This window comes from Mucilaginibacter agri (assembly GCF_009928685.1).
Classification (GTDB): domain Bacteria; phylum Bacteroidota; class Bacteroidia; order Sphingobacteriales; family Sphingobacteriaceae; genus Mucilaginibacter; species Mucilaginibacter agri.
The window spans coordinates 42,980-69,024 of sequence record NZ_WWEO01000039.1 but is presented as its reverse complement, the minus strand read 5'-3'; the positions used below and the strand labels follow the sequence as shown (position 1 = coordinate 69,024).

The window sequence follows — 26,045 nt, the reverse complement described above, 5'->3', positions numbered from 1 at the left end:
TGATCGCAGCCTTTTTTGGTCTCTATCTTGATTCTTGACTCTTTAAATTAAGCATGACGAGCATGATCATTTATAAATCTTTGTCCAACACGTTCTTGGTCTGATATATTGAAGGTAATGCCGATCATGAATACTACAAAGCCTGCAAATACGGGCCAAGGGAACGAACGGAAGCCATTGATGTAAACTCCTCTAACATGCGAATCTACTGCATTGTCCTGATTAACGTGTCCGAACACAAAAAGCCCTGCGATCATAACCACTAAACCTGCTACTAACAGGATGTAACTTGCTTTTTTCATATTGCTGTTATTAATTGTTGTATAATAACAACTGATATAGAAGTTGATTAGTGTTACTTTAACTTGAATGTGACGTTATTGTTACACCTTGCCTATTTCGATTATTCAACTGCGTTTGCATTATCCCGCTTTTGGGTAGCAAAGGGCCTGCTTTAGGTATTACCATCAACCCAACAAAATAAATCAGCATGCATGCCGCGCTGATAAAGTTCATGCGCATGGCATTTTTAAAATTGGCGTTTGAAGTAGACTTGCCAACCAAATAAAACCAATAGTTAAAGTAAAGGAATACGGGCAAAGCGCAGATCAAAAAGCTGTAAAACGGCTTTAATGATATGGTTTGCCAATAAAAAAAGGTAAGTACAATGGCGCTCGTAAATAACACACCCGAAAATATAAACGAACCCTTATAGCCCAGCAACAGGCTCAGGGTGCGGTCGCCGCGACGACTGTCTTCATCATGTTGGTAAACCTGGGTGAGTGGATACGAGGCGCCAATCAGGCACGAACAGATGGCGCCTGCCATTATAAACCGGGCATCCCAATAATCAAATAAACTCACACCAGACAGCGCTGTATAGGTAGTCCAATAGATAAAACATCCCTGGAAAATAAAAACGGTTAAAAAGCTGATAATAGGATAACGTTTTAGGCGCGTTGATGGATGGCTGTACATTTTAGACATCATACCGTAAAGCAACACAGCAATAGCAAATTGCCAGCTTACTAAAAAACCAAGACCAAAGGCCAGCACCTCCAACAGTATCGAAAAATAATATAAGCTCAAATCAACTACCGGTGGTTTTTCGAGCAGGCCAATACTGTCTTCGTCCTTATCAAAATAGCTGTTATAGCCGTTACTGGCGGGAAAAGCCAATACATGCCAGATTATAAAGATCAGCACGGCTTTAGTCATATTTATCTGGGGTGCCTGGCTATAAGCAAAACAAAATACCGGCAGCAGAAATACTGAAAACACAAACCTGAGATGCGCAATAGCCGACCGTGTAGGCCATAATTGTTTGAACATGATTAAACTAATGTAGCGATATTAAGGTCAATAAATTTATTATGTTTGGATACACGCTATCCATCATTTAAAAAACTAATACAACGGTTCCACTCTTTGCAGCGTAGTTAATGATAGATACGTTGCAAAACACTTTAACGACTACATGAAAAGATTTTTTTTATTTATTGCCCTGCTAACCCTTACCAACGCTTTTGCACAGGTTAAACAAACGGTAACCAAATCAACCGTTAGTTACGAAATCAAAAATATGGGCATTAATACCAGTGGCAAATTTACCAGCCTGCAGGCAGATATTAAATTCGACCCTCAGCAACTGGCAACCAGCAGCATTGAGGCTTCTATTGAAACTGCCAGCCTTAATTCGGAGAATGACATGCGCGACAAACACCTTAAAAGTGAAGATTATTTCGACATCGTAAAGTACCCGCATATCACCATGAAATCGGTTTCATTTAAACATGGCAGCGGAAACAACTATACCGGTGTTTTCAACGTAACTATTAAAGACAAAACAAAAACGGTTAACGTACCTTTTACCTATACCGAAACTGGCAGCAATGCTTCGTTATTTAAAGGTAGTTTTAAAATAGACCGCACTGATTTTGGCGTAGGCGGATCGAGCATGGTGCTTGCTAAAGAGGCAACCATCAACATTGAGGTAGAAACAACGAAGTAAACAACATTAAATGGGTAGCTGCATAAGCGCAATTGGCACGGCAAATCCGGAGCATAAGATCTTACAGGAAGATATATTTCGCTTTATGGCTAACGCCTTCGCGCTTAATGATACCAACAAAGCCCGTTTAAAAAGCATTTACGACCATGCCGGTATTAATTACCGTTATTCGGTAATTCCAGATTTTGGCTTTGCCGACAGCGACAACTTTACTTTTTTTGAGCAGAACGCCAATCTCGAACCTTTTATTTCTACCCAGAAACGATTGCAGCTATATCAGCAAAAAGCTGCTTTAGTTGCCGCAGATGCGGTGAGGGCCTGCTTGAAAGATTTGGGTGATGGCATTTATAAAGAGATTACCCATTTGATTACCGTTAGCTGCACCGGCATGTATGCCCCCGGCTTAGATATAGATCTGGTAGAGCAACTTGGCCTTAACCGCCATACCGAACGTACCTGCATTAATTTTATGGGCTGCTACGGCGCGGTAAACGGATTAAAAACTGCCGATTACATCTGCCGGTCAAATCCCAGCGCAAAGGTTTTGGTGGTAAGCGTTGAATTGTGTACGCTGCATTTTCAAAAGGATAGTACCCTGGATAACTGGGTAGCTAATTCTCTTTTCTCAGACGGCGCGGCTGCTGCCCTCGTAACCCACGCCCCTCTGACCTCAAACAAACCGGCAATCGAACTCGAAAGTTTCTACACCGAATTTTTGCCCGAAGCACGCGACGAAATGGGCTGGTATGTAGGTAACACCGGTTTCGAGATGCGCTTAACCTCTAAAGTTTCCCGTCAGATTAAAAAATACATCAAACCCATTACCGATAATTTGCTGGCACATGCCGGGTTGGATTATGATCAGATTGGCGCTTATGCCATACATCCTGGCGGCAAAAAAATATTAGAGGCCGTAGAAGAAGCTCTAGAATTGCCTGAGGAAAGCAACGCCATCGCTTACGAAGTTTTACAACAATACGGAAACATGTCATCGGCTACCATATTGTTTGTGCTGGATAAAATGCTTAAAGAAAAAAAGCTAAAAGATCAACGCATCCTGAGTTTTGCTTTCGGACCAGGTTTAACGGTTGAAGGCATGGTACTTCAAATGCATTAAGCCATTATGGACGACCTGATCATCATTGGCGGAGGATTGGCGGGCTTGTTCAACGCCATTTTACTTAATCGCGCCGGATTACAGGTCACACTTATCGAACGCAAAACCTACCCCTTTCATCGCGTTTGCGGCGAATACATCAGCAACGAAGTACTTCCTTTTCTGGAGCATCTTGATATCGATGTTAGTGCATTGGGCGCTGCCAGTATCAAACGGCTCGAGGTTACTGCGGTAACTGGCACTAAGCTGAGCCAGCAGCTGGACTTAGGTGGTTTCGGGTTAAGCCGTTACACATTCGATAATTATTTGTACGAGAAGGCATCCGCCGAAGGCGTTAAATTTTTACTAGGCACACGGGTGGAGGATGTGCAGTTTGTAAATGACCAATTTGAAATAACTATCCCCAATCAAAAACTGACTGCCCCTTTGGTGATCGGCTCTTTTGGCAAGCGCTCTAATCTTGATCAAAAACTCAATCGTAAATTCTTTTCTCGCCGCAGCCCTTACCTGGCGGTTAAGTTTCATGTGCGGGTCGATTTTCCGGATGATCTTATTCAGCTTAATAACTATCATAACGGCTATTGCGGCATTAGCAAAATAGAAGCCGACCGGCATTGCATGTGTTATCTGGCACATCGTGACGACTTGCGTAAATATGGCAACCTGCCTGCACTCGAAGAAAACGTGATCCTCAAAAATCCTTATCTCAAAGATATTTTCAATAAAGCCGAGTTCTTGCTCGATAAGCCCGAAGTGATCAATGAGATCTCCTTCGAAAAAAAGGAACCGGTAGATAACCATATCCTCATGAGCGGTGACACCGCCGGGATGATTGCCCCGCTATGTGGCAACGGGATGACGATGGCCATTCATTCGGCCAAAATACTCTCTGAGATTATTGCCCAACGTTACCAATCGGCAAACTTTACACCAGGCAAACGGGCTTTGATAGAACAGCAATATACCGCCGCCTGGAACAAGCAGTTTGCACAACGCTTATGGACAGGACGGCAGTTGCAAAAATTGTTTGGTAATAATACTACCACGGCGCTCACACTTAACCTTCTCAACGGCATTCCGCCGTTAACTCGCTACCTCATCGGCAAAACCCACGGCAAACCTTTTGCCTGATAGCGGCGTATCTTCTTTATGATCGACCTATCTACCCGTTCCGTTACTGCTGAAATTATGGACGACTTCGACCTGCCTTCCACCGAGATTGATCCGGTACTTGCAGGGCTTGGTAAAATGAACGCCTTATTTGGCGGGCATAAATCACTTATTAAAGCAATGAAACAATTCCCTGTTGAAGACGGCAATTCCATCAGCGATTGGGGGTGCGGCGGCGGCGATGCTTTAATAGCCATAGCCAACTGGGCGCAAAAACATAACATAAATTTAAAATTGAACGGGGTTGACGCAGCCCCCGCAGCAATTACCTTTGCCCGACAGCAATCCAGGGCGTATGCCCACATCAGCTATGTAAAGGCTGATGTATTGCTGGACAATTTTGAGCCGGATAGCTTTGACATCATCCTCTCGAGTCTATTCACCCATCATTTTGCCGATGAGGAATGGATAACGCTGATCAGGAAGATGAACTCTGCCGCTCGCCGTGGTGTTATCATTACCGATCTGCACCGCCATTGGCTGTTGTATTATGCCATAAAAGTGATCACCAATCTGTTTACCAGCAATAAAATGGCACAAAATGACGGTCCGCTTTCTGTACAACGCAGCTTTAAACGGCACGAATTGGAAGCATTACTGGCTCAAGCCGGCATAAATAATTATAAATTAAAATGGATGTGGGCCTTCCGTTGGCAGATCGTGATTTATAAATCATAAATTTAGACCATGAAACTACGCGTACTTATACTAATTAATGCTTCGGCAGTAGCCATTACGCTCTCTTGCGTAAACTATTACTTTCAGCAGAGTTGGTACGATGCGGGAATAACTTTTATAGTAAGTTTTCTTACCAGCTTTTTGGTATTCTACTACCTAATAGAAAAGTACGTTTACTCGAAGATTAAGCTGATCTATAAACTGATCCATAACCTTAAACTCGGTCGAGACCTGCGCGACGCATTAGGCGAAAATATGAGCGCTGACCCTATAAATGATGTAGAAAATGAAGTTAAAGAGTGGGCCAGGGAAAAGAAAACGGAGATAGACGAGCTTCGCAAGCAAGAGAAATTTAGAAGAGAGTTCTTGTCTAATATATCGCACGAGTTTAAAACGCCGCTTTTTGCCATACAGGGTTATATAGATGCCATTACTGACGATGACTTTGATGATACAGACATGGCACGCGAATTTTTGCGCAAGGCGTCGCGTAATGTTGAAAGGCTGACATACCTGATCAAAGACCTGGATGAAATTTCGAAGCTCGAATCGGGCGAAATGCCAATCAACTTCACTAAATTTAAAATTAACGACCTGATTAAGGAAGTTTTTGAAACGGTTGAGTTTAAAGCTAAGCAGCATAACACCAAACTGATTTTTAAACAGAAGTATGATGAACCTATTTTGGTGACAGCAGATAGGGATAAAATTAGCCAGGTGCTGGTAAATTTACTGGATAACTCCTTTAAGTATGGCCGTGAAAACGGCACCACCGCTGTAAGTTTGTTTGAACTGCACGACCAGGTGTTAATTGAAGTTACCGACGATGGGAATGGCATAGAGGAGAAATACCTTCCACGCCTTTTTGAGCGTTTTTTCCGTACGGATTCGAGCAGATCACGCCAAATAGGTGGTTCGGGATTAGGGCTAGCCATTGTTAAACATATTATTGAGGCACACGAACAAACTATAAACGTGCGTAGCACCGAGGGCATAGGCTCAACATTTGGCTTTACTTTAGAGAAAGTAAAGCAACAGTTGCCATTCCCCGGTATACCACTAAAGAGTTAACATTAAATTAACATTACAGAGCTTACCTTTGCTAAAATTTGTATTATGTCATTAAACAGTATATTCCAGTATTTTGTACCAAAAGACAAGAAAGTATTTTTTCCTTTATTTGAGCAAGCAGCAAGTAATGTGGTAGCTATGGCTACGGTATTAGTTGAAGCTGTGAACAATAACAATGCTGCTACGCGCGAAGAACTGTTTAAACAAATTGACAAACTAGAGAACAAAGGCGACGATATAACCCACCAGGTTTACCTTGAACTGGGCAAAAACTTTATCACTCCTTTTGACCGCGAAGATATCCACGCCCTGGCATCAGCAATTGATGATGTGGCCGATAACATACAGGGTTCTGCCAACCGCATGATGCTTTATCATGTAGAAGAAATCACAGAACCGATCCGCAAACTGTCTGACCTGATTCTGCAAGCCAGCATCGACTTAGAAAAAGCAGTACGCGAACTAAAAGACCTGCGCAACGTACGCGCCATCGCAGATTCTTGTATCCGCATTAACAGCATCGAAAACCAGGCCGATTACGTATTCGACCGCGCAGTTGCCGATCTGTTTTTGTATGAAAAAGACGCTTTGAAAGTGATAAAACATAAAGAGATACTAGCTGCCTTGGAAACAGCTACCGATATGTGCGAGGATGCTGCCAATGTTATGGAATCTATCTTAGTTAAAAACGCTTAACCACTTACCACCAATTACATGGTTACTACATTACTTGTTGCGGTAATTTGCTTAGCACTGGCATTCGATTTTATAAACGGATTTCACGATGCGGCCAACTCTATTGCAACCATTGTTTCAACAAAGGTTTTAACCCCCTTTCAAGCGGTATTATGGGCAGCTGCCTTTAACTTCCTTGCCTTCTTTTTAATTAAAGACCATAAGGTGGCCAACACCATTGCCAAAACAGTTCCCGAGCACTTTATTACCATACATGTTATTTTGGCCGGCCTAATTGCCGCCATTACCTGGAACTTAATTACCTGGTGGTTTGGTATCCCATCAAGTTCGTCTCACACGCTGATAGGCGGTTTTGCCGGTGCGGGTATGACAAATGCCCTTTACATGCATGTTAACCCTATCGAGGCGGTAAACCTTGGCCCTACCTTGCAAATCATGGCCTTTATCTTCCTGGCTCCGGTTATAGGTTTGGTATTTGGTGTCGTCATTAATATATTCATTCTCCATATCTGTAAAAACGCCCGACCGGCCACGGCCGAGCGTTGGTTTAAACGCCTGCAATTAGTATCATCTGGTGCGTTAAGTTTTGCACACGGTGGTAACGATGCGCAAAAGGTAATGGGTATTATCTACGTGGCTATGGTATCGCAAAAAGTGATCACTAACGGCGCAGTAATGCCCGAGTGGATCCCGTTAGCATGTTACAGCGCTATCGCTTTAGGTACTATGTCTGGCGGTTGGAAAATCGTTAAAACCATGGGTACTAAGATTACCAAGGTAACTCCGCTTGAAGGTGTAAGTGCCGAAACCGCTGGTGCCATTACATTATTCGTAACAGAACGTTTGGGTATCCCTGTTTCAACTACGCATACTATTACAGGCTCTATTATCGGGGTGGGTTTAACCAAACGTGCATCAGCAGTACGTTGGGGTGTAACCATTAACCTGGTATGGGCATGGGTTATTACTATCCCTATCTCGGCCCTGTTTGCAGGTATCATTTACAGCATTATCCAATTCATATAATCAGCAGCAAACGAAGCCAGAATTTATTTGTTTCTTTAGCTACTATGAAGAAAGGAATAATTACCACTTTGCTGCTTGCTACGGTTAGCATTTCGTTAACCAGTTTTGATTATGCGCCGCGCTATACTAAGGTTGCCGTTACCGGTTTGCCCCTGCCAACCAATACAGAAATCATCAGCGGATTAAAGCAGGCTTTAGAACAAGGCACAACCAAAAGCTCAGATCAGTTATCGGCGTTAAACGGATATTTCGGCAACGCGGCCATTAAAGTTTTGATGCCGCCCGAAGCTCAAAAAGCCGAGAAAACCCTTCGTAAATTAGGCCTCAACAAACTTTGCGACGACGTGGTACTTTCCCTTAACCGCGCCGCCGAAGATGCCGCAAAAAAAGCCAAGCCAATTTTTATTGATGCTGTAAAACAAATGACCGTTCAAGATGCTGCCAACATCTTAACAGGTAGTCAGGATGCGGCTACACAATATTTTAAAAGGACCACAACAGCTGCGCTTACCACCCAGTTTAAACCTGTTGTGCACACCAGCTTAGGTAATGTTGGTGCAACCAACCTGTATACACAACTTGCCAATCAATACAACAAAATTCCGCTTACTTTTAACAAAGTAAACCCCAATCTGGATGATTATGTTACTCAGAAAGCCATAGATGGTTTGTTTTACGAGATTGCTTTAGAAGAGTTAAATATCCGCCAGAATTTGTCGGCACGTACTACACCTTTATTGCAAAAGGTGTTTGGGGTATTGGATAAGAAGTAAGTCCGATATCTTAATTCATGTCTTTGCGAGGAGGTACGACGAAGCAATCCCAAGCTATGCAGCGCGGATTTTCTAATCGGGGATTGCTTCGTACCTCGCAGTGACGGTAGAAAAAAATATAAAAAGAAAGAGGCCGATGCAATGCATCGGCCTCTTTCTTTTTATATAGTCTTGATTCCTGACTCTCGACTCTTGATTCTATTTCTGCGTAGCGATCCAGGCATCAATCTTACTTTCCAATACTGCCAGCGGCATCGATCCGTCTTTCAGTATCTGGTTATGGAATTCGGCCAGGTCGAATTTATTGCCTAATGCTTTTTCAGCTTTAGTACGCAGTTCTCTGATTTTGAGGGCGCCAATTTTGTAACCCAAAGCCTGACCTGGGATAGCCATATAACGCTCAATTTCTGCAGTAGCGCCTTGCTCGTTTATAGCTTCGTTATCCATCATGTATTTAATAGCTTGTTCGCGGGTCATACCTTTGGTGTGGATGGCAACGTCAACAACTAAACGGATAGCGCGGTGAATTTCATCGCCCAGGGCACCCATGTGCTGATAAGGATCGGTATATAAGCCCAGCTCTTTACCTAGGGACTCGCAATATAGTGCCCAGCCTTCTACATAAGCATTATCTCCACCAAAGCGACGGAATTTAGGCAATGACGTATTTTCCTGTGTTAAAGAAATCTGGTAGTGGTGACCAGGAATGGCTTCGTGCAAGAACAAAGACTCCATACCCGAAGTGATGTTGAATCTAGTAGCGTCTAATATCGGTACGTAAAATATACCCGGACGGCTACCATCGGCACTACCCTGGTTGTACTCGGCACTGGCCGAAGCCGCACGGAAGGCCTCAGTCTGGCGAATTTCGAATGGTGTTTTAGGCACATGATTAAACATCTTTTTCAGGTTTGGCTCCATGCGCTTGTGAATGTTTTCGAAAGCATCCAATACCTGTTTAGGCGTTTTATAAGGCATAAACTTAGGATTGGTTTTCATGTACTCAAAAAACGCCTTCAAGTCGCCTTTAAAGCCAACTTTATTTTTGATGCTATCCATCTCCATCCGGATACGGGCAACCTCTTTAAGGCCCAGCTGATAGATCTCTTCAGGGGTTTTATCTGTGGTAGTGTTCTGCTTAACCAAATACTTGTACATACCCGGGCCATCAGGCATGGCAGAATAACCCGATGTAGCGCGCGCATGCGGCAGGTAAGTAGTTTTAAGATAATCGGCCAAACCTTTGTAGGTCGGGACAATTTCCGTCATGATCGCTTGCTTATAAGCATCAGTGAGGCGTTTTTTGTCTCCGTCTGAAAAACTTTTTGGCAGGCTATCAATTGGGCCGTAAAACAAGCTCTTTTCTGGCGATGCAACTACCATGCTTTCCATTTGTGGTATAGTTTTTATCACAAGCGCCTTAGGCAATACATCACCGGCTTTAATGCCTTTATCAAAGTTGGCTTTGGCCGTATCGGCCCATAGTTTAAAAGCAGATATTCTTTTCAACCAATTATCATAATCCTTAACCGTTTTAAACGGTTGTGCACCTGTACCAGATCCCAGTTGACCAAATGTTAATGGCAGCGAGAAAAACTGGTTCATCGGCAGGTATTCGAAATGATGATCGTAGCCTGCAATGGCGATGTTCATTTCGTAATTGAAAATATCGTATGATAGCTGATCAGCCTGGTCAAGGTCTTCGCGCTTAAAAGCTTTCAGTTTGTTTAAATAGCTGATATAAAAATCGTGCGATTGCTTAATAAACTCGGCCGAACCATCATTGGGCAACAGGTCGTTATAGCGGCTATCGCCAGCAAAAGTTGCCTCTAGCGGGAACAGCTTCAGGCGGTCTTCATAATAATTATCAAATAGTTTAGCGATATCCTTATTATCTGACGATACCGCTACGGTTGTATTTGTACCTGATTGCTTACAAGCTGTAAACAAAACGGCGGCACACAACAGGGTGTAAATTTTGCGCATGATTTGAGGGGGTTAAAGGTTAAAATTAGGCATTAAAGTATTAACCTACAAACGTGTTGCTGTTACGAGGTTTTACTTTTTAAAGTTGATCCTTACGGTTACAGTCTCAGCTTCTCCGCTTACATTGTGAATCCATTTCGGCCCTTCTTTAATTATGCGAATGGCTTCGGCGTCGGCTGCTGTGCTCAAACTTTTGGTCACCTTAAATTCGCTGAGACTATTGTTGGCATTTACGGTAAACCTAATCCTTACTTTTCCTTCTTTACCATCTGGCGAGGTTGTATTATCTTCAAGATATTTTCTAAAATCATCCCAACCATTCACTGGATGAGCCTCTTCAATTATTTTTTGCGTACCATACCCAACAACTACAACTTCATTTAATGCATTGTATCTTGGTGTGAGCACAATGTTTAGGCTATCACCTTTTACGTTGACAGTTTTGGGCTCAAACCCAATATAGCCCAGGTTAAGTTTATCCGACTTTGTTGCCGCTATTTTGAATCTTCCAAAAGCATCAGTCTGCGTGGCCGTATTTTTACCGCTAACGCTGACCGAAACACCGGGAATCGGCAGTTTATCATCATTTGCAAAAACCTGCCCGGTAATAAATTGCGAATCCATCCGCTGCTTCAGTGTAGGCGAGGTTACAGTAACGCCCTCAACACGCCCTTTTAATTGACTATCTATTGGCTGAACAATTGCCACAGAGCCAGTTATATCTTTTTTTCGCTGCGTCATGTAGCCCGTTATAATCACCTCTTTCAACATCGCGTCTTTGGCCGCGCTGTCTTCCGGTGCTGCTTTTACATCGCTCCTGCCAACCGGTTCATCAATCCTTACTTCAGCGTTAGCATCTCCTTTAAAAGTTTCTGTTCCAGGCATAGCATTAGCAGCGTATGACTGTCCAACCGGCGCAGGTCTAATTTCTTCATGATGCTGAGGTATAGGCGGCTTTATTTCTGCGCTGTTTGCTGGCGAAGGTGTAGCATGAGCTACCGGCGTTCTTGCAATAACCGTGTTATCGGCAGTTGGTGGAAGCTTTTTATTTACTGCCGGTTGATACGCAATCAACCACCACGCGCCAACACCAAGCATTACTAAAACTGAGGCAGCTACCGAAACTAATGGCCACATGGCAACCATCTTTTTGCTTCCGCCGGCAACCCGACGATTAAGGTGGCGTTGAAGATCGTCCAAATTATTTTGTTGATCTTTCTTCCCGGTATAACCTTCCAGCGCATCCATCAAAAACGGATCGTCTTGCGCCTGTCGCTCCAGTTTATGCATGGCGCGCGCATCAAGCTCCCCGTTGAGATACTTCCTTATTTGCGATATGTCCGTTTTTTTAACGCTCACTATTTTTTTCCATGCAAATTTTAAGGTTGCGCTTCCCGTTCTGGATAAAGCTCTTTACCTCATTTAAACTAAAGCCGGTTTGCCCGGCAATATCCTTGTAGCATTTCTCCTGCAAATAAAACAGGTCGACGGTTTGCTTTTGGGCGTCATTAAGTTTTTCCATGCAGCGCTCCAGGCTTTGCAGATATTCTTCTTTACTACTGTTGTCAGGATGCAAAACAAAGGCCGATTCCATAACATCATCTACACTAACGGTATCAAACTTTTTAGCCGATCGTAGCTGCATCAGGCAATAGTTCCGACTCAGTACATATAGCCAACTCCTGAATTGTTTGATATCATGCTTAACAACCTTATCAACAAGGTCCTCAAATATCTGCATCACGGCGTCTTTACTCTGCTCCTCATCTTGCAGGTATTTAAGACATACGCCATACACCAGGGGCATGTAGCGCTCATAAAGCTTGCCCAACAAGGCCAGGTCGCCGGTACTGCGATAGGTTGCAAGCAGGCTTTCGTCGCCTGTTTCCTCCGGCTTAGTTTTCTTGTTGAACCAACTCATTTAATGAGGGTAAAATAATTTTTTTAAATGGCTTATGGAAATGTGTATACGCCTGCATCCTTATATAAACTTAAAAGAACTAACCATGAGAAAACTGTCATTACTTTTTATGTTGCTTACCGGCCTTACCGGATTTGGCCAAACCAGCAACCGCACCATTAGCGGAACTGTTTATGATGCGACAGATAAGCAACCGATAACGGGCGTAACCGTTAAGGTTGAAGGTACCAATGTCGGTACCGTGACTAACCAGTCCGGCCAATATCAGCTTACTATACCCGAGGGTAAAACCGCCTTAGTGTTTAGCTTTATAGGATATATCCCTAAGAAAATAGCAATTGGCAAATCGGACAAAATCGACGTTAAACTCGACAGGGACAACAAAGCATTAAACGAAGTTGTAGTTACAGGCTATGCTACTCAGCAAAAACGTAGTGTAACCGGTTCAGTTACCCGGGTAGGTGATGCTAACGCCGAGATCAGAATTGATGAGCCAGTTGGCAAAAGCGATGTTAAAGTTACACGCACCTATACCCCGGGTAGCGCGGCGAAGGTAACAGTTAGAGGCACGACATCGCAGAACGCTATATATGGTTACATGGCCCCTCCGGCACCTGTCAATGACGAATCGTATAAAGGTATAACCGAAAATGGATTTCAGAATCCTTTAGATAACCCGCTCTCCACGTTTTCGGTTGATGTAGATGCGGCGTCCTATACTAATGTGCGCCGCTTTATTAATAACGGCCAACTGCCGCCTAAAGATGCGGTGCGTGTGGAGGAGATGATCAATTACTTTAATTACAACCTCAGCGGCCCTACAGATAACTCGCCCGTAGCAATCCATACCGAACTTTCTTCGGCACCGTGGAATCCATTGCACCGCCTGTTGCGTATTGGCTTAAAAGCCAGAACCGTTACCACAGATAAGTTACCAGCTTCAAACCTTGTATTTTTGATCGATGTATCGGGCTCTATGATGCAGCCAAATAAATTGCCGTTAGTACAATCATCATTAAAACTATTGGTAGATCAATTGCGTGACAAAGACAAAGTTGCGATTGTAGTTTATGCCGGCGCCGCCGGAATGGTATTACCCCCTACCCCCGGCGATCAAAAAACCGCCATTAAAGAAGCCATTGATAACTTAACTGCGGGTGGTTCTACCGCAGGCGGCGCGGGTATAAAACTGGCTTATAACGTGGCTAAGACCAACTATATTAAAGGCGGCAACAACCGCGTAATTTTGGCAACCGACGGTGATTTCAATGTAGGAGCATCATCCGACGAAGATATGCAGCAACTTATTGAAAACGAACGTAAGAGCGGCGTATTCTTGTCTGTCCTGGGCTTCGGCATGGGTAATTACAAGGATAGCAAGATGGAAACCCTGGCCGATAAGGGCAATGGGAACTACGCCTATATCGATAACATTACCGAAGCCCGCAAAACCCTGGTAAGCGAATTTGGTGGCACCTTATTTACGGTAGCCAAAGATGTGAAACTACAATTGGAATTTAACCCCGGCAAGGTAGAGGCCTACCGACTGATAGGCTACGAAAACCGGATGCTGAACAAAGAAGATTTTAATAACGACCTAAAAGACGCCGGCGACATGGGTGCTGGCCACACCGTAACCGCATTATATGAGATTATTCCGGCAGGGGTACACGATAGCTTCAGTAGCAGTGTTGATCCGTTGAAATATCAAAAGGTTCAGAAGCCAGCTGGAAGTTATTTATCTAATGATTTGGTGACCATAAAGTTCCGCTACAAAGAGCCGGAATCGGACAAAAGTAAGTTAAGCCAGGCAGTAGTTATGGACCAACCAACTGCCTTGGCGGCCACCTCAACCGACTTTCGTTTCGCCGCTGCTGTAGCCGAGTTTGGTATGCTGTTGCGCGAATCTGATTACAAACAGAAAGCAACCTTCGACCAGGCGATAGAGATGGCCCGCGCCGCTAAAGGCACCGACCATGATGGCTACCGCGCCGAGTTTGTGAAACTGGCAGAGAGCGCTAAACTGATGGCCGCCAGCGGGCTGGCCGCTAAAGAATAACACTGAACATAGTGGTGCATGGTGCAAAGTTCCACATGCACCACTGTGTTCCAACTTAAAAGTCAGTATTTGTCGGCAAAATCCAGATATCTGCCTTATAATCAAATTCTTATCCCACATACTTTTAAGTCATAAAAAGCATTCAGTGTTCCACTTTTTATGACTTAAAAGTATTTTTTGAATGGATTCAATCTGTACTCATTTGTAGCCGAGCTTGAGCGGATAGCATTTGGAATGCTGATATCCCCGGACATTAATAAATGCCCTATCAAATGCACACGCATCAGAGAATTATATAAACTTACAGGGTGTTTACACTGACAGATATAGGGTGTTTATACTACCGAACAACCGAGTTACAATTGATTAATTTGATTACAAAAGTTATTCAATCGTAGAACTGGCATTTATTCAATCATGAAACTCAAAAGTGTAAAAATCCATAAATACAAAAGCATTGAAAATGAACAATCCTTTATTGTTGAAGATGATATTACAATATTGGTGGGAATGAATGAGTCAGGCAAAACATCAATACTTGAGGCTTTAGCAAAATCTAACTACTTTCAAAATGACAAGAGTTTTAAGTATAATACTACCCATGATTATCCAAGAAAGGAGAAAAAAAATCTTGACAAGAGTGGCGATGACCCGATAGCTATTACATGCAATTATTCAATTAGTGAAAATCTCTTGGCTACGATTGCCAACGATATAGGCGAGGGAATTTTTAGCCAGAAAAACTTTTCTGTCTCTTATAAATTTTCTAACAAACGCACGTATAACGATATAACATGTGACTTTAAAAAGTTTATAGAAGCCAAAACGGAATCTTTGGGAATCTCTAGCAAAGCTTTAAATGACAAGCTTTTGGCAGCAGTTAAGAAAGACTCGTTAGATGCAGTCATTAATGAATATAAAGATGAAAAAATCATCGCTGCTCTGAAATTGCTTTCAGACTATTTCAAGAATGTAAACGGATGGGCAAACCCGTTATGCGAATACATAATGAGAATTCATTTGGCTCCTAATCTACCTAAGTACCTTTATTACGACGAATATTACTCATTACCCTCAAGAATTAGCATTGAAAATCTTCAACGTGAAGATTTAAATGATGAAGAACAAAAAACAGCAAAAGCGTTATTTGAATTAGCAGACATAAATGTTGACGAATTAATGGATGCTGAGAATTATGAAGATTTTAAAGCAGAACTTGAGGCCACCCAGGCCACTATAACTGATGAGCTTTTTAAATATTGGGGCACTAATAAAAATTTAGAAATAATCTTTGATATAGATAAAATTCAGAAAGAAGAAAAAAAGACTATTGTAAACCCATATAACGGTCAACAGGAGACCTTGACTGATGTAAAAGTAGTCGAACATATTTTAGACATTCGTGTCAAAAATAGACGAAGTGGTGTGTCCTTACCATTAAAAAACAGGAGTAAGGGTTTCAATTGGTTTTTTTCTTTCTTGGTTTGGTTCAAAAAAATTCAAGAGGATAAAACGAGTAATTTTATACTATTATTAGATGAGCCAGGGCTAAATCTTCATGCCTCAGCCCAAGATAATCTTTTAAGGTTTTTGGAAGACTTGTCCGATGACTATCAAATAATCTATTCGACACATTCTCCATTTATGATAGAATCAGATAATCTCAATAAGGTTAGAACTGTCTTTGAAACTGAAAAGGGCTCCGTAATTTCAGACAGTATCCAAGAAAAAGACCCCAATACCCTATTCCCTTTACAGGCCGCATTAGGATATGATTTAGCGCAAAATCTATTTGTTTCGAAACACAACCTATTAGTTGAAGGCGCAAGTGACTTACTATATATACAAGTCATGTCATCATTATTGCAAGCCAGTGGGCTAACAAGTCTGGATGAAAAAATCACAATTGTTCCAACCGGCGGCTTAGATAAAGTTGCTACGTTCATCTCGCTACTTAGAGGAAGCGATTTAAACATTGTCTGTTTGTTAGACACCTATAAAGATGGTCAAGCAAAATTTGATGATTTGATCGATCATAAAATTATTGCTAAAAAGAAGATACGTTTTTTCGATGAGTTTTTAGAGGGCTATACAACGGCAGACATCGAAGATTTATTTGCAAAAGAAGACTATTTAAAAATATATAATGAAGCTTTTCCTACAAAAAAAATTAATCTTACCGATTTAAATGATAAAATCAAGCCAACCCTCATACAAATTTCGAAGTATCTAGGTGTCGATCGTTTTAATCACTATCGCCCTGCCAATATATTAGCTGCGAAAGGAATCGATATAACCTTCTTTGATAAAATCACAATTGACAATTTTCAGAAGGTCTTCATAGAAATTAATAAGCTTTTTTAAAATCTAATTGATATATAAAATATAAATCAGTTAAAGTGGAAGAAAAATTCGAAATCGGAAACATTGTTAAATTAAGGTACTGGAGGCCAGTCCATTATATTTTTATTTAAAAGGCTCCATTTAGGATTTTCCTGCTCTATTAGTTCGCTTACTCACGATAGCGCGAGTAATTCAAAATATCAACCTCTCTCCACCACGTCATGCCGAACTTGTTTCGGCAACCCACAGGACAGATATAAAACTTTTGTCATTCAGAGCGTCAGCGAAGAATCTCCTGCGATTAATGGGTTTACGCCATCTTGACTGGAGGCCAGGCCATTATATCTTTATTTAAGAAAAGCCAATTAGGGTTTTCCTGCTCTATTAGAGTTTGTGTCACCGGTAATGAGTTCGCTTACCTCACAATAACGCGAGTAATTCAAAATATCAACCCCTCTCCACCACGTCATGCCGAACTTGTTTCGGCAACCCACAGGACAGATATGCGAATAATAAGATAAACACTATATTAAAGGCATGTTATTCAAGCAGCCCTGCATCTATATTATGTCAAACCAATACCGCACTACCTTTTACATCGGCGTAACCAGCGACCTCAGAACCAGGGTATGGCAACATTTAAATAACGAGGGTTCTGCATTTGTAAAAAAGTATAGATTATTTGATTTGGTTTATTACGAAGGTTTTGAAAGAATTACAGATGCCATAGACCGGGAAAAGCAATTGAAGAACTGGCATCATGAATGGAAAGTTAATTTGATTAAATCTGTTAACCCTACGATGATGGATTTGAAGGAGAATATTGAGACTGAATAATAGCTGTTGAGCTTAGCGTGTGGGGTGCCGAAACAAGTTCGGCATGACGGACGGGTATATCATCGAGCTTACACGTGGGGTGCCGAAATAAATTCGGCATGACGATGGGAGATAAAATAGCTCAACAAAAAAAGCCCTTTGGATAATCTCCAAAGGGCTTCAAATATGTGTTATTAGATGCTATAATTAGATCAGTAATCTAACCGGCTCTTCTAATAATGATTTTAAGGTTAATAAGAAAGCTGCTGCAGAAGCGCCATCAACCACACGGTGATCGCTGCTTAGGGTAACTTTCATTACGTTGCCTGGTACTACTGCACCGTTTTTAACAACCGGCACTTGCTGGATACCGCTAACCGCAAGGATAGCAGCGTTCGGTGTGTTAATAATTGCAGTAAACTCGTCAACACCAAACATACCTAAGTTAGAGATGGTAAAGGTTGAACCTTCCATTTCGTTTGGCTGAAGTTTTTTGTCTTTCGCTTTTTTAGCAAATTCTTTTACTTCAACAGATAGGTGGCTTAACGATTTGCTATCGGCAAATTTAATAACCGGTACTAACAAACCTTCGTCAACTGCAACGGCAACACCGATGTTAACGTGCTCGTTAACGCGGATCTTGTCGCCCAACCATGCCGAGTTAATGGCAGGGTGTTGTTTTAAGGCAACGGCACAAGCTTTAACTACAAAGTCGTTAAATGATATTTTAACCGGGGCAACTTCGTTGATCTTGGTACGGGCTGCAATAGATGCATCCATATCGATAGACATGGTTACATAGAAATGCGGCGCAGTAAACAAGCTCTCAGATAAACGTTTACCAATGGTTTTACGCATTTGGGTAACCGGTTTCTCGGTAAAGCGCTCTTCGCCAAGTACGGTTGGTAAAGTGATAGGCGCAGCAGCTTTAGCAGCAGGAGCACTTGCAGATTCTGCAGGGGCAGCAGCCGGTTTAGCAGCAGGCGTATATTCTTCAACATCTTTCTTAACAATGCGGCCGCCTTCTGCGCTGCCTTTAACATCGTTTAAGTTGATGCCTTTATCTTTAGCTATTTTGCGGGCTAGTGGTGATGCCTTAACACGGCTGTCATCTTCCGGCGAACCAGTTGAATCAGACGGAGCAGCAGCTTCTTCTTTAGCAGCTACCGGAGCAGCGTTAGGTGAAGCATCTGCAGTAGCAGCAGGCGCGCCATCGGCCGGAGCGTTAAGCAACGGCGTAATGTCTGTACCTTCTTTACCTACAATAGCAATAATGTCGTTTACTTTAGCGGCTTCGCCTTCTTTAACACCAATGTAAAGCAGGGTACCTTCTTCGTATCCAACAACCTCCATGGTAGCCTTATCGGTTGCCACGTCAGCCAATGAATCGTCAGATTTTACTTTGTCGCCAACTTTAAAGTTCCATTTTTCAATGGTACCCTCTGTCATGGTATCGCTTAAAAGCGGCATACGGATAACCGTTGCCGGGATGCTGGATAAGTCAACAGCCGGTGCAGCTGGTTTTGAAGTATCAGCAGATGGCTGAGGGGCAGGAGCAGCTTCAGTAGCAGCTTCTTTAGGAGCGTCACCACTGCCGGCAGCATCAAGCGCAGCCTTGTAGTCTTCGCCTTCTTTACCTAACACAGCAATAACCTGGTCTACAGGTACAGCGCTGCCTTCCTGTACACCGATGTATAATAAAGTACCATCCTGGTATGATTCAAAATCCATGGTAGCTTTATCAGTTTCAACCTCGGCCAATACATCGCCAGATTTTACTTTATCGCCAACCTTTTTGTGCCACTTTGCAATAACACCTTCGGTCATGGTGTCACTCATTTTAGGCATCTTTACTACTTCGGCCATAGTTTATAGATAAGTATTTTGTTTTTAAATTATTAGTCTTTGATGTACGGGTAATCTTTCTGTACGTAAACATCAGTGTACAGATCAGATGCTTCTGGCCAAGGAGACTCTTCGGCAAATTTAACTGCCTCGTCAACCTGTCCTTTTATTTTAGCATCGATCTCTTCGAACCATTTCTCGTCAGCATATTTATTTGCTTCGATAGCTTGCTTTACGATTTCGATCGGGTCTTTTGCTTTGTAGCTTTCAACCTCTTCTTTGGTACGGTATTTTTGAGGGTCGCTCATAGAGTGGCCTTTGTAGCGGTAAGTACGCATTTCCAGGAAAGTTGGTCCTTCGCCGGCACGTGCACGGTCAACCGCTTCGTTCATTGCGTTGTGTACCGCAACCGGGTCCATACCATCAACAGCCGATGAAGGGATACCGTAAGGGATACCTAATTTATAAATATCCGGTTCGATGGTAGTACGTGCTACAGAAGTACCCATAGCGTAACCATTGTTTTCGCAAACAAAAATTACAGGCAGTTTCCATAAAGCGGCCATGTTAAAGGTTTCATTTAACGCACCCTGACGCACAGCACCATCACCCATATAAGTTACGCAAACACTGTCTTTACCGGCATATTTTTCGGCAAACGCAATACCGGCACCCAAAGGGATCTGACCGCCTACGATACCATGACCACCGAAAAATTTATTTTCAGCATCAAACATGTGCATCGATCCGCCTTTACCTCTTGAGCAGCCTGTTACTTTACCATACATCTCTGCCATTACAGCGTTTGGATGTGTACCTTTTGCAATTGCATGCGCGTGATCGCGATATGCGGTTATCAAACTATCATCTGGTCTAAGCACTGACATAGCACCAGCAAGCAATGCTTCCTGACCTATATATAAGTGACAAAAACCTCTGATTTTCTGTTGACCGTATAGCTGTCCGGTTTTTTCTTCGAACTTGCGCATCAGCAGCATTGACTCGTACCACTGTAGGTAGGTGTCTTTAGTTATTTCAATTGAACTCATCTGTTAAACGATCCGTTTCTTTTTAGAGAAAGCGCAAATCTAAATTATATCTGTTAAAAAAGGAAACTACAACACATTTGTTATGAATTATTATTATCGGCAGACAATTGCATGACAGGACTTAACCAAAAATGCTAACAATTAATTTAAAGTTTATTTAGTTTCAAATTTTGTTTCCTTATAAATAAATATACCTTTGTACGAAACAATAGACACAAGTGTCTCGTTTAAAATACAAATGAGGATTAAAAACCCGAATAACTATTGATTAAATGAAGAAATTTACTCTTGCTATTGCATTAGTTCTAAGCATTTTATGTGCCCAGGCTCAAACAAAAAGCGTTCCAGCAGCCCCTGCTGATAAACCAGCTGATGAAGAGCAAAGCTTAGCAAAAGAATACTTTTCACAGGTAATGGGTGTTGCTTTATCGGCTACATCTAATGTGAAATTATTCCAATTTGTTTACGACTGGATCGGTACCCCTTACCGTTTCGGCGGAAATTCTAAAAGAGGCGTTGATTGCTCAGCCTTTACCAAAGAACTTTACACCAACGTTTTTAACTTAACGATAAAACGTAACTCACGCGATATTTTTAGTATGGTTAGTCCTGTTGCCAAGGACGAGCTGAAAGAAGGCGACCTTGTATTTTTTAAGATACATAGCCGCAGCATATCTCACGTAGGTATTTATCTGGGCGATGGCCGCTTTGCGCACGCCTCTATGAAAGGTGTTGCCATTAGCAACCTTGATGATGCCTACTACAGCCGTTACTTTTATAAAGGTGGCCGCCTGTTAGATGTGTTTAAAGAGCAGCTCGAAAAAACAAGTGACATTCAATAACCTCGATACAATCACAGTCTAATGAAAAAATCCTCCCGTAACAGAGAGGATTTTTTTTTGAACCATATTTTATAATACTACCTTGCTGCCGGTTATTTAGCATTATCTGTAGTATCGCGCACCAGGCCAATGCCCGAGAAAAAAAATAACAGCGAGATAATACCCACAACAATTAGCGTAGTTACATTGCTGTTGTGCTGTATAATACCGATGCCGGTGTAGATGAGGCCAATTATGCCTAAAATAGTAAGCACAGCCCCGAAAATGCGTTTTAAGTTCATTGGGTAAATGTTTTAAATTGAGTATCTTAACCTAATTATATAATTCTTTAATTTATTTAGCTTATAATGACACTGACAGCAATATTGTTTTACCTGCTGGTAATAATCGGCTTAATCATTGTGTTTTCAACCGCGGTTACCATTAAGCAGGGAACCATAGGGGTAGTAACCGTTTTCGGAAAATACCGCCGCATTATGCTCCCCGGATTAAACTTCAAGATCCCCTTGGTTGAGCAGCTTTACACCCGCATATCTATCCAAAACCGTTCGGTAGAACTCGAGTTTCAGGCCGTAACTATAGATCAGGCTAACGTATATTTTAAGGCCATGCTGCTTTACTCGGTAATGGACCAAAATGAGGAAACCATAAAAAACGTGGCCTTTAAATTTATAGACGACCGCAATTTGATGCAAGCTCTGGTACGCACCATTGAGGGTTCGATCCGTGCATTTGTGGCTACCAAACGCCAGTCGGACGTGTTGATATTACGCAAGGATATTGTTGAGCACGTAAAAGAACAGATAGATCAAATATTGGAAGGCTGGGGTTACCACCTGCAAGATCTGCAATTGAATGATATTACTTTCGACGATGTAATCATGAAATCGATGAGCCAGGTAGTAGCCTCTAGCAATTTAAAAGCTGCTGCCGAAAATGAAGGCCAGGCCCTTTTAATCACCAAAACCAAAGCTGCTGAGGCCGAGGGTAACGCCATTAAAATTGCCGCCGAGGCCGAGCGCCAGGCATCGCAACTGCGTGGGCAGGGTGTGGCTTTGTTCCGCGAGGAGGTAGCCAAAGGTATGACGGTTGCCGCCAAAGAAATGCAGCACGCCAATATGGATACCTCGGTAATCCTGTTCACAATGTGGACTGAGGCTATTAAACACTTCTCCGAAAACTCTAAAGGCAACGTAATTTTCTTAGACGGATCGGCCGACAGTATGCAGCACACTATGAAAGAAATGATGAGTTTAAACCTTTTACACGATCAGCAGTCTGACAAGAAATAAGAAAAAACTTTTACCTCTTAATTAGTTTATGAGCCCAAGATATGTGAGTGTGATCTGTGCAATCGCCTTTATCTTTACAGGTGTGCGCGCCGTAAAAGCGCAAACTTACCATCAACTAAATATTAACGATTTCCAGGGCGCACCGCAGCGTAGCACAGGCAACCTTGCCTACACCAACTGCATGCTTGACTTTAGCTATCAACCCGTTTACACCCGTGGCTATTACCATCTTACCTTCTATATTAATATGAAGATGGATAAAGACCACTCGTGGTTGGACAAGAGCCGCATTACCTCCAACGACATGCTGACTGAGGTATTAAAACACGAGCAGGGTCACTACATTTTCGCCTACCTGATGCAGCAGGAATTAGCGCGAATTTTGGGCGGCATGCGTTTCGGCAGTAATTATGAGCAGCAGGTAAGCACTGTTTTCACAGGCATCAAAAAGAAATACCGCCAGCTAAACGACGACTACGACGAAGACACCAGCCACATGCAAAACCGCAAACAACAAAACGCGTGGGACCTGTACTTTAAATCGCAACTGGGCCAATACAGTAATACGGCAATGGTGGCGGAGAGATAGCCTCCTCATAACCTCCGTCGAGGGAGGGATAATTAACAACAACCTTAATCACACAATAAATGAAAACCCTTATTCTATCATCAGCATTAGTACTGGCAAGTCTGGCGGGCTTTTCTCAGAGCAGTAAACCCAAAACCTACTATGTTGACGGTGTTAAAGTAACCGAACAACAAGCTAACAAAATAAAGCCGGACAATTTGGTGTCGGTGCAAATTGGCGTTGATGGTGTTTATTTTACTACCAGAAACTCCGCATGCAATCTCTACTGGACTTATTTTAAATCGAAATCTGAAGCCTACGCAGCAGTTGTACCTGCGTTAAAAGATATTTATAAAGTGCAGTACATTATTAACGGCACCATATTGACAAGTGCGTTCGATAATACCTTAGCCAATGTTAATGACGCCAACCTGGTGAGCATCGATGTAATTGAGCAAGATGAATTAACCAAACAATATGGCATAAGCGACAAACCCTACGGAGTAATCATCAAAACTAAAAAAGTAACAGTAAAGGGCCGATAAACTGTTAAAGCCTATTGCGGCGGTGGTTTAAAGCGCGGCTTGAAGCCCATCTTAGGCGGGGCGGATGGTGCTGGCTCAGACTGATCCGGCTCAGCAGGCTCTTCTGATTTAGCTTCTTCTGCTTTTGGTTCCGCTGTTTCTTCCGCTGGTTTGGCATTTGTTACCCCCGCTTTAAACCTCGGTGTGAACCCTACTTTGGGTTTCGCTGGCTCAATTGCCTCTTCCGGTTTAGCTTCTTCGGCTTTGGGTTCTGTTACTTCATCAATCGGTTTGGTTGAAGTTACACCCGCTTTAAATCTCGGTGTAAAGCCTACTTTGGGTTTCACTGGTTCAACAGCCTCTTCCGGTTTAGCTTCTTCGGCTTGGGGTTCTGTTACTTCATCAAGCGGTTTGGTTGCAGTTACGCCTGCTTTAAACCTCGGTGTAAAGCCTACTTTGGGTTTGGCTGGCTCTGTTGGTTTAACCTCTTCTGTTTTGTTTTCAGTTGCTTCGTCAACCGGTTTAGCTGAAGTAGCAGCTGCTTTAAATCGTGGGGTAAAGCCTACTTTGGGTTTGGCTGTTTCAGCGACTTCTTCCGGCTTAGCTTCTTCTGTTTTGGGTTCCGTTGTTTCCTCCGCTGGTTTTGCAGCGGTAACTCCGGCTTTAAACCTTGGGGTGAAACCTGGCTTGGCTGGTGTATTACCCGTAGTTTCTTCTTTGGGGACTTCTGTAGCCGTTACCTCCTTCGTCGACTCAGTTTTTTCGGCAGGCTTAGCGGTCGTTGCACCGGCTCTAAATCGTGGGCTGAAACCAACTTTGGGTTTATCAGTAGTAACAGGCTCAGTAATGCTTTCGGTAATGGTTTGTTCGGCCAGCTGATTTTCAATCACTACCTTTTCGGCCTTTACCTCGGGTGGCAGTACGTATTCTCTACGCAGCTTATTGAACCAATATTTTTTGGTATGGTCGAAGCTTTTTTCGCCCATCAATTCGTAGTGAGTTTTAAATTCAGAAAACAGCTCACCATTCGCCTGTTGCAAGGCAGTTAGGTTGATCTTTTTCTTTTTAAAAAACTCTTCGAAAGTCATTGTTCGATTTGAGGATTTGGTAATTTGAGGATTTGAAAATGTGAATTTACAATTTTCAAATTGTCACATTCTCAAATCTTCAAATTTTAAACGGCAATCGTCAGCCCCAGCTTATTCCAGCGGATGCCGTTACCGGTGGCTGTCCAATCGGCGCGATCTTCTTCACTGGCATCGCGCAGCGCCGGGAAAAACGCCAGCGGAAACACCTGTTGTTTACCATCAGGCATTTCTACAAACAGCATATCGTTCTCAAAAGTAATTTTGAGGTTCTGCTGTTGCTTACGTGAGGTGAAAACGGCCATTTGTTTTATTTGTTGATTTGTTAATGAGGTAATTTGTTAATTATCCCGCCATGCTTAGCGCATTAACAAATCAACAAACTATCTCATTAACAAATTGATAACTACTCCGCCATATTATGATAAACCGCAAGTACGTCATCGTCCTCGTCTAGTTTATCAATTAGTTTCAGGGCGTCGGCAGCTTGCTCTTCGGTAACCTCGGCGGTAGAAAGCGGAATGCGCTCTAATTTAGCCGATTTTACTTCTAAACCTTGCTCTTCCAAAGCTTTCTGCATTTTGCCGAAATCTTCAAAAGCAGCGGTAATTACACCTACGTCGTTTCCTTCTTCGTCTGTTTCAACGTGTAAGTCTTCCAGACCTGCATCGATCAATTCAAATTCCAGTTCTTCCAGATCGCGTTCGCCCGGTACAAAACGGAAAATAGATTTACGACTGAAAATAAAATCCAGTGAACCTGTTTTACCCATAGTACCACCTACTTTGGTAAAGTAGCTGCGCACGTTGGCTACAGTACGGTTAGTATTATCTGTGGCAGTTTCTACCAAAATGGCAATACCATGTGGCGCATAACCTTCGTATACAAATTCTTCGTAGTTCGATGCGTCTTTATCGCTGGCACGTTTAATAGCGGCCTCAACACGATCTTTCGGCATGTTAACCGCTTTGGCATTTTGCATGGCTGTGCGCAGGCGCGAGTTGGTTTCAGGGTTACCACCGCCTTCTTTCACCGCCATTACAATCTCCTTACCCAAACGGGTAAACTGAACGGCCATTTTGGCCCAACGCTTAAATTTTCTTTCTTTACGGAATTCGAATGCTCTTCCCATAGTACTTTTTATGATTTCACCGATTAACGGGTGATTTACAT

General features: G+C 42.6%; 26 protein-coding genes. 15 read left to right on the top strand and 11 right to left on the bottom strand.

Annotated features, from left to right (window positions below):
* Positions 1–47: 47 nt before the first annotated feature.
* Together GSY63_RS04685 and GSY63_RS04680 are read right to left on the bottom strand one after the other, a co-directional pair.
* Positions 48–302: a hypothetical protein gene (locus GSY63_RS04685; protein ID WP_166584668.1), complete on the bottom strand. Its 255-nt coding sequence runs from the start codon at positions 300–302 to the stop codon at positions 48–50.
* Between the two features lie 58 nt (positions 303–360).
* On the bottom strand, positions 361–1,332 hold the full coding sequence (locus tag GSY63_RS04680) for a UbiA family prenyltransferase (protein WP_166584667.1): 972 nt from the start codon (positions 1,330–1,332) through the stop codon (positions 361–363).
* Between the two features lie 145 nt (positions 1,333–1,477).
* Here GSY63_RS04680 and GSY63_RS04675 point away from each other — a divergent pair, with 145 nt between their 5' ends.
* From GSY63_RS04675 to GSY63_RS04640, 8 genes are read left to right on the top strand one after another with little or no spacing between them, the layout of a single operon-like run.
* Complete coding sequence (locus GSY63_RS04675; RefSeq protein ID WP_166584666.1) at positions 1,478–2,011, top strand: YceI family protein; 534 nt, start codon at positions 1,478–1,480, stop codon at positions 2,009–2,011.
* Positions 2,012–2,021: 10 nt separating this feature from the next.
* Positions 2,022–3,128 carry a type III polyketide synthase gene (locus GSY63_RS04670; protein WP_166584665.1) on the top strand — a complete coding sequence of 369 codons (1,107 nt, stop codon included), beginning with the start codon at positions 2,022–2,024 and terminating at the stop codon, positions 3,126–3,128.
* A 6-nt stretch (positions 3,129–3,134) separates the two neighbouring features.
* Entirely contained in the window at positions 3,135–4,259 is a 1,125-nt protein-coding gene (locus GSY63_RS04665; RefSeq protein ID WP_166584664.1) for an NAD(P)/FAD-dependent oxidoreductase, read from the top strand.
* Positions 4,260–4,277: 18 nt separating this feature from the next.
* Positions 4,278–4,976, top strand: coding sequence for a methyltransferase domain-containing protein (locus GSY63_RS04660; RefSeq protein WP_166584663.1), 699 nt, complete (start codon positions 4,278–4,280; stop codon positions 4,974–4,976).
* A gap of 9 nt (positions 4,977–4,985) precedes the next feature.
* Positions 4,986–6,047 carry a sensor histidine kinase gene (locus GSY63_RS04655; RefSeq protein WP_166584662.1) on the top strand — a complete coding sequence of 354 codons (1,062 nt, stop codon included), beginning with the start codon at positions 4,986–4,988 and terminating at the stop codon, positions 6,045–6,047.
* A 45-nt stretch (positions 6,048–6,092) separates the two neighbouring features.
* A complete protein-coding gene (locus tag GSY63_RS04650) occupies positions 6,093–6,743 on the top strand; it encodes a DUF47 domain-containing protein (RefSeq protein WP_166584661.1) in 651 nt (216 codons plus the stop codon).
* Between the two features lie 18 nt (positions 6,744–6,761).
* The gene (locus GSY63_RS04645; RefSeq protein ID WP_166584660.1) at positions 6,762–7,769 is read left to right on the top strand and encodes an inorganic phosphate transporter; all 1,008 of its coding nucleotides are present in this window, start codon (positions 6,762–6,764) and stop codon (positions 7,767–7,769) included.
* A 44-nt stretch (positions 7,770–7,813) separates the two neighbouring features.
* Positions 7,814–8,542, top strand: coding sequence for a DUF4197 domain-containing protein (locus tag GSY63_RS04640; RefSeq protein WP_166584659.1), 729 nt, complete (start codon positions 7,814–7,816; stop codon positions 8,540–8,542).
* 198 nt (positions 8,543–8,740) lie between these two features.
* On the opposite strand, the gene GSY63_RS04635 is transcribed toward GSY63_RS04640, so the two are convergent.
* The 3 genes from GSY63_RS04635 to GSY63_RS04625 all read right to left on the bottom strand — a co-directional run bounded on the left by GSY63_RS04635 (position 8,741) and on the right by GSY63_RS04625 (position 12,449).
* Positions 8,741–10,528 (bottom strand): DUF885 domain-containing protein, encoded by a 1,788-nt coding sequence (locus GSY63_RS04635; RefSeq protein WP_166584658.1) that lies wholly within the window; start codon positions 10,526–10,528, stop codon positions 8,741–8,743.
* A 72-nt stretch (positions 10,529–10,600) separates the two neighbouring features.
* Positions 10,601–11,887 carry an energy transducer TonB gene (locus tag GSY63_RS25045; protein ID WP_166584657.1) on the bottom strand — a complete coding sequence of 429 codons (1,287 nt, stop codon included), beginning with the start codon at positions 11,885–11,887 and terminating at the stop codon, positions 10,601–10,603.
* Positions 11,877–12,449 carry an RNA polymerase sigma factor gene (locus tag GSY63_RS04625; protein ID WP_166584656.1) on the bottom strand — a complete coding sequence of 191 codons (573 nt, stop codon included), beginning with the start codon at positions 12,447–12,449 and terminating at the stop codon, positions 11,877–11,879. The genes GSY63_RS25045 and GSY63_RS04625 overlap by 11 nt, the downstream gene beginning before the upstream one ends.
* 85 nt (positions 12,450–12,534) lie before the next feature.
* On the opposite strand from GSY63_RS04625, the gene GSY63_RS04620 reads away from it, so the two are divergent.
* The 3 genes from GSY63_RS04620 (at position 12,535) to GSY63_RS04610 (ending at position 17,688) form a co-directional block, all read left to right on the top strand.
* On the top strand, positions 12,535–14,508 hold the full coding sequence (locus GSY63_RS04620; RefSeq protein ID WP_208094462.1) for a vWA domain-containing protein: 1,974 nt from the start codon (positions 12,535–12,537) through the stop codon (positions 14,506–14,508).
* Positions 14,509–14,925: 417 nt separating this feature from the next.
* Positions 14,926–16,872 carry an ATP-dependent nuclease gene (locus GSY63_RS04615; RefSeq protein ID WP_208094461.1) on the top strand — a complete coding sequence of 649 codons (1,947 nt, stop codon included), beginning with the start codon at positions 14,926–14,928 and terminating at the stop codon, positions 16,870–16,872.
* A 516-nt stretch (positions 16,873–17,388) separates the two neighbouring features.
* The gene (locus GSY63_RS04610) at positions 17,389–17,688 is read left to right on the top strand and encodes a GIY-YIG nuclease family protein (RefSeq protein WP_166584655.1); all 300 of its coding nucleotides are present in this window, start codon (positions 17,389–17,391) and stop codon (positions 17,686–17,688) included.
* Positions 17,689–17,874: 186 nt separating this feature from the next.
* Here GSY63_RS04610 and GSY63_RS04605 read toward each other — a convergent pair whose 3' ends face one another.
* Together GSY63_RS04605 and pdhA are read right to left on the bottom strand one after the other, a co-directional pair.
* Positions 17,875–19,533: a pyruvate dehydrogenase complex dihydrolipoamide acetyltransferase gene (locus GSY63_RS04605; RefSeq protein WP_166584654.1), complete on the bottom strand. Its 1,659-nt coding sequence runs from the start codon at positions 19,531–19,533 to the stop codon at positions 17,875–17,877.
* 32 nt (positions 19,534–19,565) lie between these two features.
* Entirely contained in the window at positions 19,566–20,561 is a 996-nt protein-coding gene (gene pdhA, locus GSY63_RS04600) for a pyruvate dehydrogenase (acetyl-transferring) E1 component subunit alpha (protein ID WP_166584653.1), read from the bottom strand.
* A gap of 272 nt (positions 20,562–20,833) precedes the next feature.
* Between pdhA and GSY63_RS04595 the strand changes: the two genes are divergently transcribed.
* On the top strand, positions 20,834–21,403 hold the full coding sequence (locus GSY63_RS04595; RefSeq protein ID WP_166584652.1) for a C40 family peptidase: 570 nt from the start codon (positions 20,834–20,836) through the stop codon (positions 21,401–21,403).
* 92 nt (positions 21,404–21,495) lie between these two features.
* Here the strand turns inward: GSY63_RS04595 and GSY63_RS04590 are convergent, their stop codons facing one another.
* Positions 21,496–21,684, bottom strand: coding sequence for a hypothetical protein (locus GSY63_RS04590; protein ID WP_166584651.1), 189 nt, complete (start codon positions 21,682–21,684; stop codon positions 21,496–21,498).
* Between the two features lie 66 nt (positions 21,685–21,750).
* On the opposite strand from GSY63_RS04590, the gene GSY63_RS04585 reads away from it, so the two are divergent.
* From GSY63_RS04585 to GSY63_RS04575, 3 genes are read left to right on the top strand one after another with little or no spacing between them, the layout of a single operon-like run.
* The gene (locus GSY63_RS04585; RefSeq protein WP_166584650.1) at positions 21,751–22,695 is read left to right on the top strand and encodes an SPFH domain-containing protein; all 945 of its coding nucleotides are present in this window, start codon (positions 21,751–21,753) and stop codon (positions 22,693–22,695) included.
* Between the two features lie 28 nt (positions 22,696–22,723).
* The gene (locus tag GSY63_RS04580; RefSeq protein WP_166584649.1) at positions 22,724–23,284 is read left to right on the top strand and encodes a DUF922 domain-containing protein; all 561 of its coding nucleotides are present in this window, start codon (positions 22,724–22,726) and stop codon (positions 23,282–23,284) included.
* A 59-nt stretch (positions 23,285–23,343) separates the two neighbouring features.
* Positions 23,344–23,808 carry a hypothetical protein gene (locus tag GSY63_RS04575; RefSeq protein ID WP_166584648.1) on the top strand — a complete coding sequence of 155 codons (465 nt, stop codon included), beginning with the start codon at positions 23,344–23,346 and terminating at the stop codon, positions 23,806–23,808.
* 11 nt (positions 23,809–23,819) lie between these two features.
* On the opposite strand, the gene GSY63_RS04570 is transcribed toward GSY63_RS04575, so the two are convergent.
* From GSY63_RS04570 to GSY63_RS04560, 3 genes are all read right to left on the bottom strand, one after another.
* Positions 23,820–24,875, bottom strand: coding sequence for a hypothetical protein (locus GSY63_RS04570; protein WP_166584647.1), 1,056 nt, complete (start codon positions 24,873–24,875; stop codon positions 23,820–23,822).
* A gap of 86 nt (positions 24,876–24,961) precedes the next feature.
* Entirely contained in the window at positions 24,962–25,177 is a 216-nt protein-coding gene (locus tag GSY63_RS04565) for a DUF2442 domain-containing protein (protein ID WP_166584646.1), read from the bottom strand.
* A 101-nt stretch (positions 25,178–25,278) separates the two neighbouring features.
* Positions 25,279–26,004, bottom strand: coding sequence for a YebC/PmpR family DNA-binding transcriptional regulator (locus tag GSY63_RS04560; protein ID WP_166584645.1), 726 nt, complete (start codon positions 26,002–26,004; stop codon positions 25,279–25,281).
* Between the last annotated feature and the right edge of the window lie 41 nt (positions 26,005–26,045).

What these genes read in the sequence shown, in the direction of transcription:
- GSY63_RS04565 (WP_166584646.1), bottom strand. Translation starts at nt 25,177, where the DNA reads ATGGCCGTTTTCACCTCACGTAAGCAACAGCAGAACCTCAAAATTACT.
- GSY63_RS04605 (WP_166584654.1), bottom strand. Translation starts at nt 19,533, where the DNA reads ATGGCCGAAGTAGTAAAGATGCCTAAAATGAGTGACACCATGACCGAA.
- GSY63_RS04575 (WP_166584648.1), top strand. Translation starts at nt 23,344, where the DNA reads ATGAAAACCCTTATTCTATCATCAGCATTAGTACTGGCAAGTCTGGCG.
- GSY63_RS04620 (WP_208094462.1), top strand. Translation starts at nt 12,535, where the DNA reads ATGAGAAAACTGTCATTACTTTTTATGTTGCTTACCGGCCTTACCGGA.
- GSY63_RS04640 (WP_166584659.1), top strand. Translation starts at nt 7,814, where the DNA reads ATGAAGAAAGGAATAATTACCACTTTGCTGCTTGCTACGGTTAGCATT.
- GSY63_RS04590 (WP_166584651.1), bottom strand. Translation starts at nt 21,684, where the DNA reads ATGAACTTAAAACGCATTTTCGGGGCTGTGCTTACTATTTTAGGCATA.
- GSY63_RS04680 (WP_166584667.1), bottom strand. Translation starts at nt 1,332, where the DNA reads ATGTTCAAACAATTATGGCCTACACGGTCGGCTATTGCGCATCTCAGG.
- GSY63_RS04635 (WP_166584658.1), bottom strand. Translation starts at nt 10,528, where the DNA reads ATGCGCAAAATTTACACCCTGTTGTGTGCCGCCGTTTTGTTTACAGCT.
- GSY63_RS04670 (WP_166584665.1), top strand. Translation starts at nt 2,022, where the DNA reads ATGGGTAGCTGCATAAGCGCAATTGGCACGGCAAATCCGGAGCATAAG.
- GSY63_RS04645 (WP_166584660.1), top strand. Translation starts at nt 6,762, where the DNA reads ATGGTTACTACATTACTTGTTGCGGTAATTTGCTTAGCACTGGCATTC.
- GSY63_RS04585 (WP_166584650.1), top strand. Translation starts at nt 21,751, where the DNA reads ATGACACTGACAGCAATATTGTTTTACCTGCTGGTAATAATCGGCTTA.
- GSY63_RS04650 (WP_166584661.1), top strand. Translation starts at nt 6,093, where the DNA reads ATGTCATTAAACAGTATATTCCAGTATTTTGTACCAAAAGACAAGAAA.
- GSY63_RS04625 (WP_166584656.1), bottom strand. Translation starts at nt 12,449, where the DNA reads ATGAGTTGGTTCAACAAGAAAACTAAGCCGGAGGAAACAGGCGACGAA.
- GSY63_RS04595 (WP_166584652.1), top strand. Translation starts at nt 20,834, where the DNA reads ATGAAGAAATTTACTCTTGCTATTGCATTAGTTCTAAGCATTTTATGT.
- pdhA (WP_166584653.1), bottom strand. Translation starts at nt 20,561, where the DNA reads ATGAGTTCAATTGAAATAACTAAAGACACCTACCTACAGTGGTACGAG.
- GSY63_RS04615 (WP_208094461.1), top strand. Translation starts at nt 14,926, where the DNA reads ATGAAACTCAAAAGTGTAAAAATCCATAAATACAAAAGCATTGAAAAT.
- GSY63_RS04685 (WP_166584668.1), bottom strand. Translation starts at nt 302, where the DNA reads ATGAAAAAAGCAAGTTACATCCTGTTAGTAGCAGGTTTAGTGGTTATG.
- GSY63_RS04660 (WP_166584663.1), top strand. Translation starts at nt 4,278, where the DNA reads ATGATCGACCTATCTACCCGTTCCGTTACTGCTGAAATTATGGACGAC.
- GSY63_RS04665 (WP_166584664.1), top strand. Translation starts at nt 3,135, where the DNA reads ATGGACGACCTGATCATCATTGGCGGAGGATTGGCGGGCTTGTTCAAC.
- GSY63_RS04610 (WP_166584655.1), top strand. Translation starts at nt 17,389, where the DNA reads ATGTTATTCAAGCAGCCCTGCATCTATATTATGTCAAACCAATACCGC.
- GSY63_RS04675 (WP_166584666.1), top strand. Translation starts at nt 1,478, where the DNA reads ATGAAAAGATTTTTTTTATTTATTGCCCTGCTAACCCTTACCAACGCT.
- GSY63_RS04655 (WP_166584662.1), top strand. Translation starts at nt 4,986, where the DNA reads ATGAAACTACGCGTACTTATACTAATTAATGCTTCGGCAGTAGCCATT.
- GSY63_RS04560 (WP_166584645.1), bottom strand. Translation starts at nt 26,004, where the DNA reads ATGGGAAGAGCATTCGAATTCCGTAAAGAAAGAAAATTTAAGCGTTGG.
- GSY63_RS04580 (WP_166584649.1), top strand. Translation starts at nt 22,724, where the DNA reads ATGAGCCCAAGATATGTGAGTGTGATCTGTGCAATCGCCTTTATCTTT.
- GSY63_RS04570 (WP_166584647.1), bottom strand. Translation starts at nt 24,875, where the DNA reads ATGACTTTCGAAGAGTTTTTTAAAAAGAAAAAGATCAACCTAACTGCC.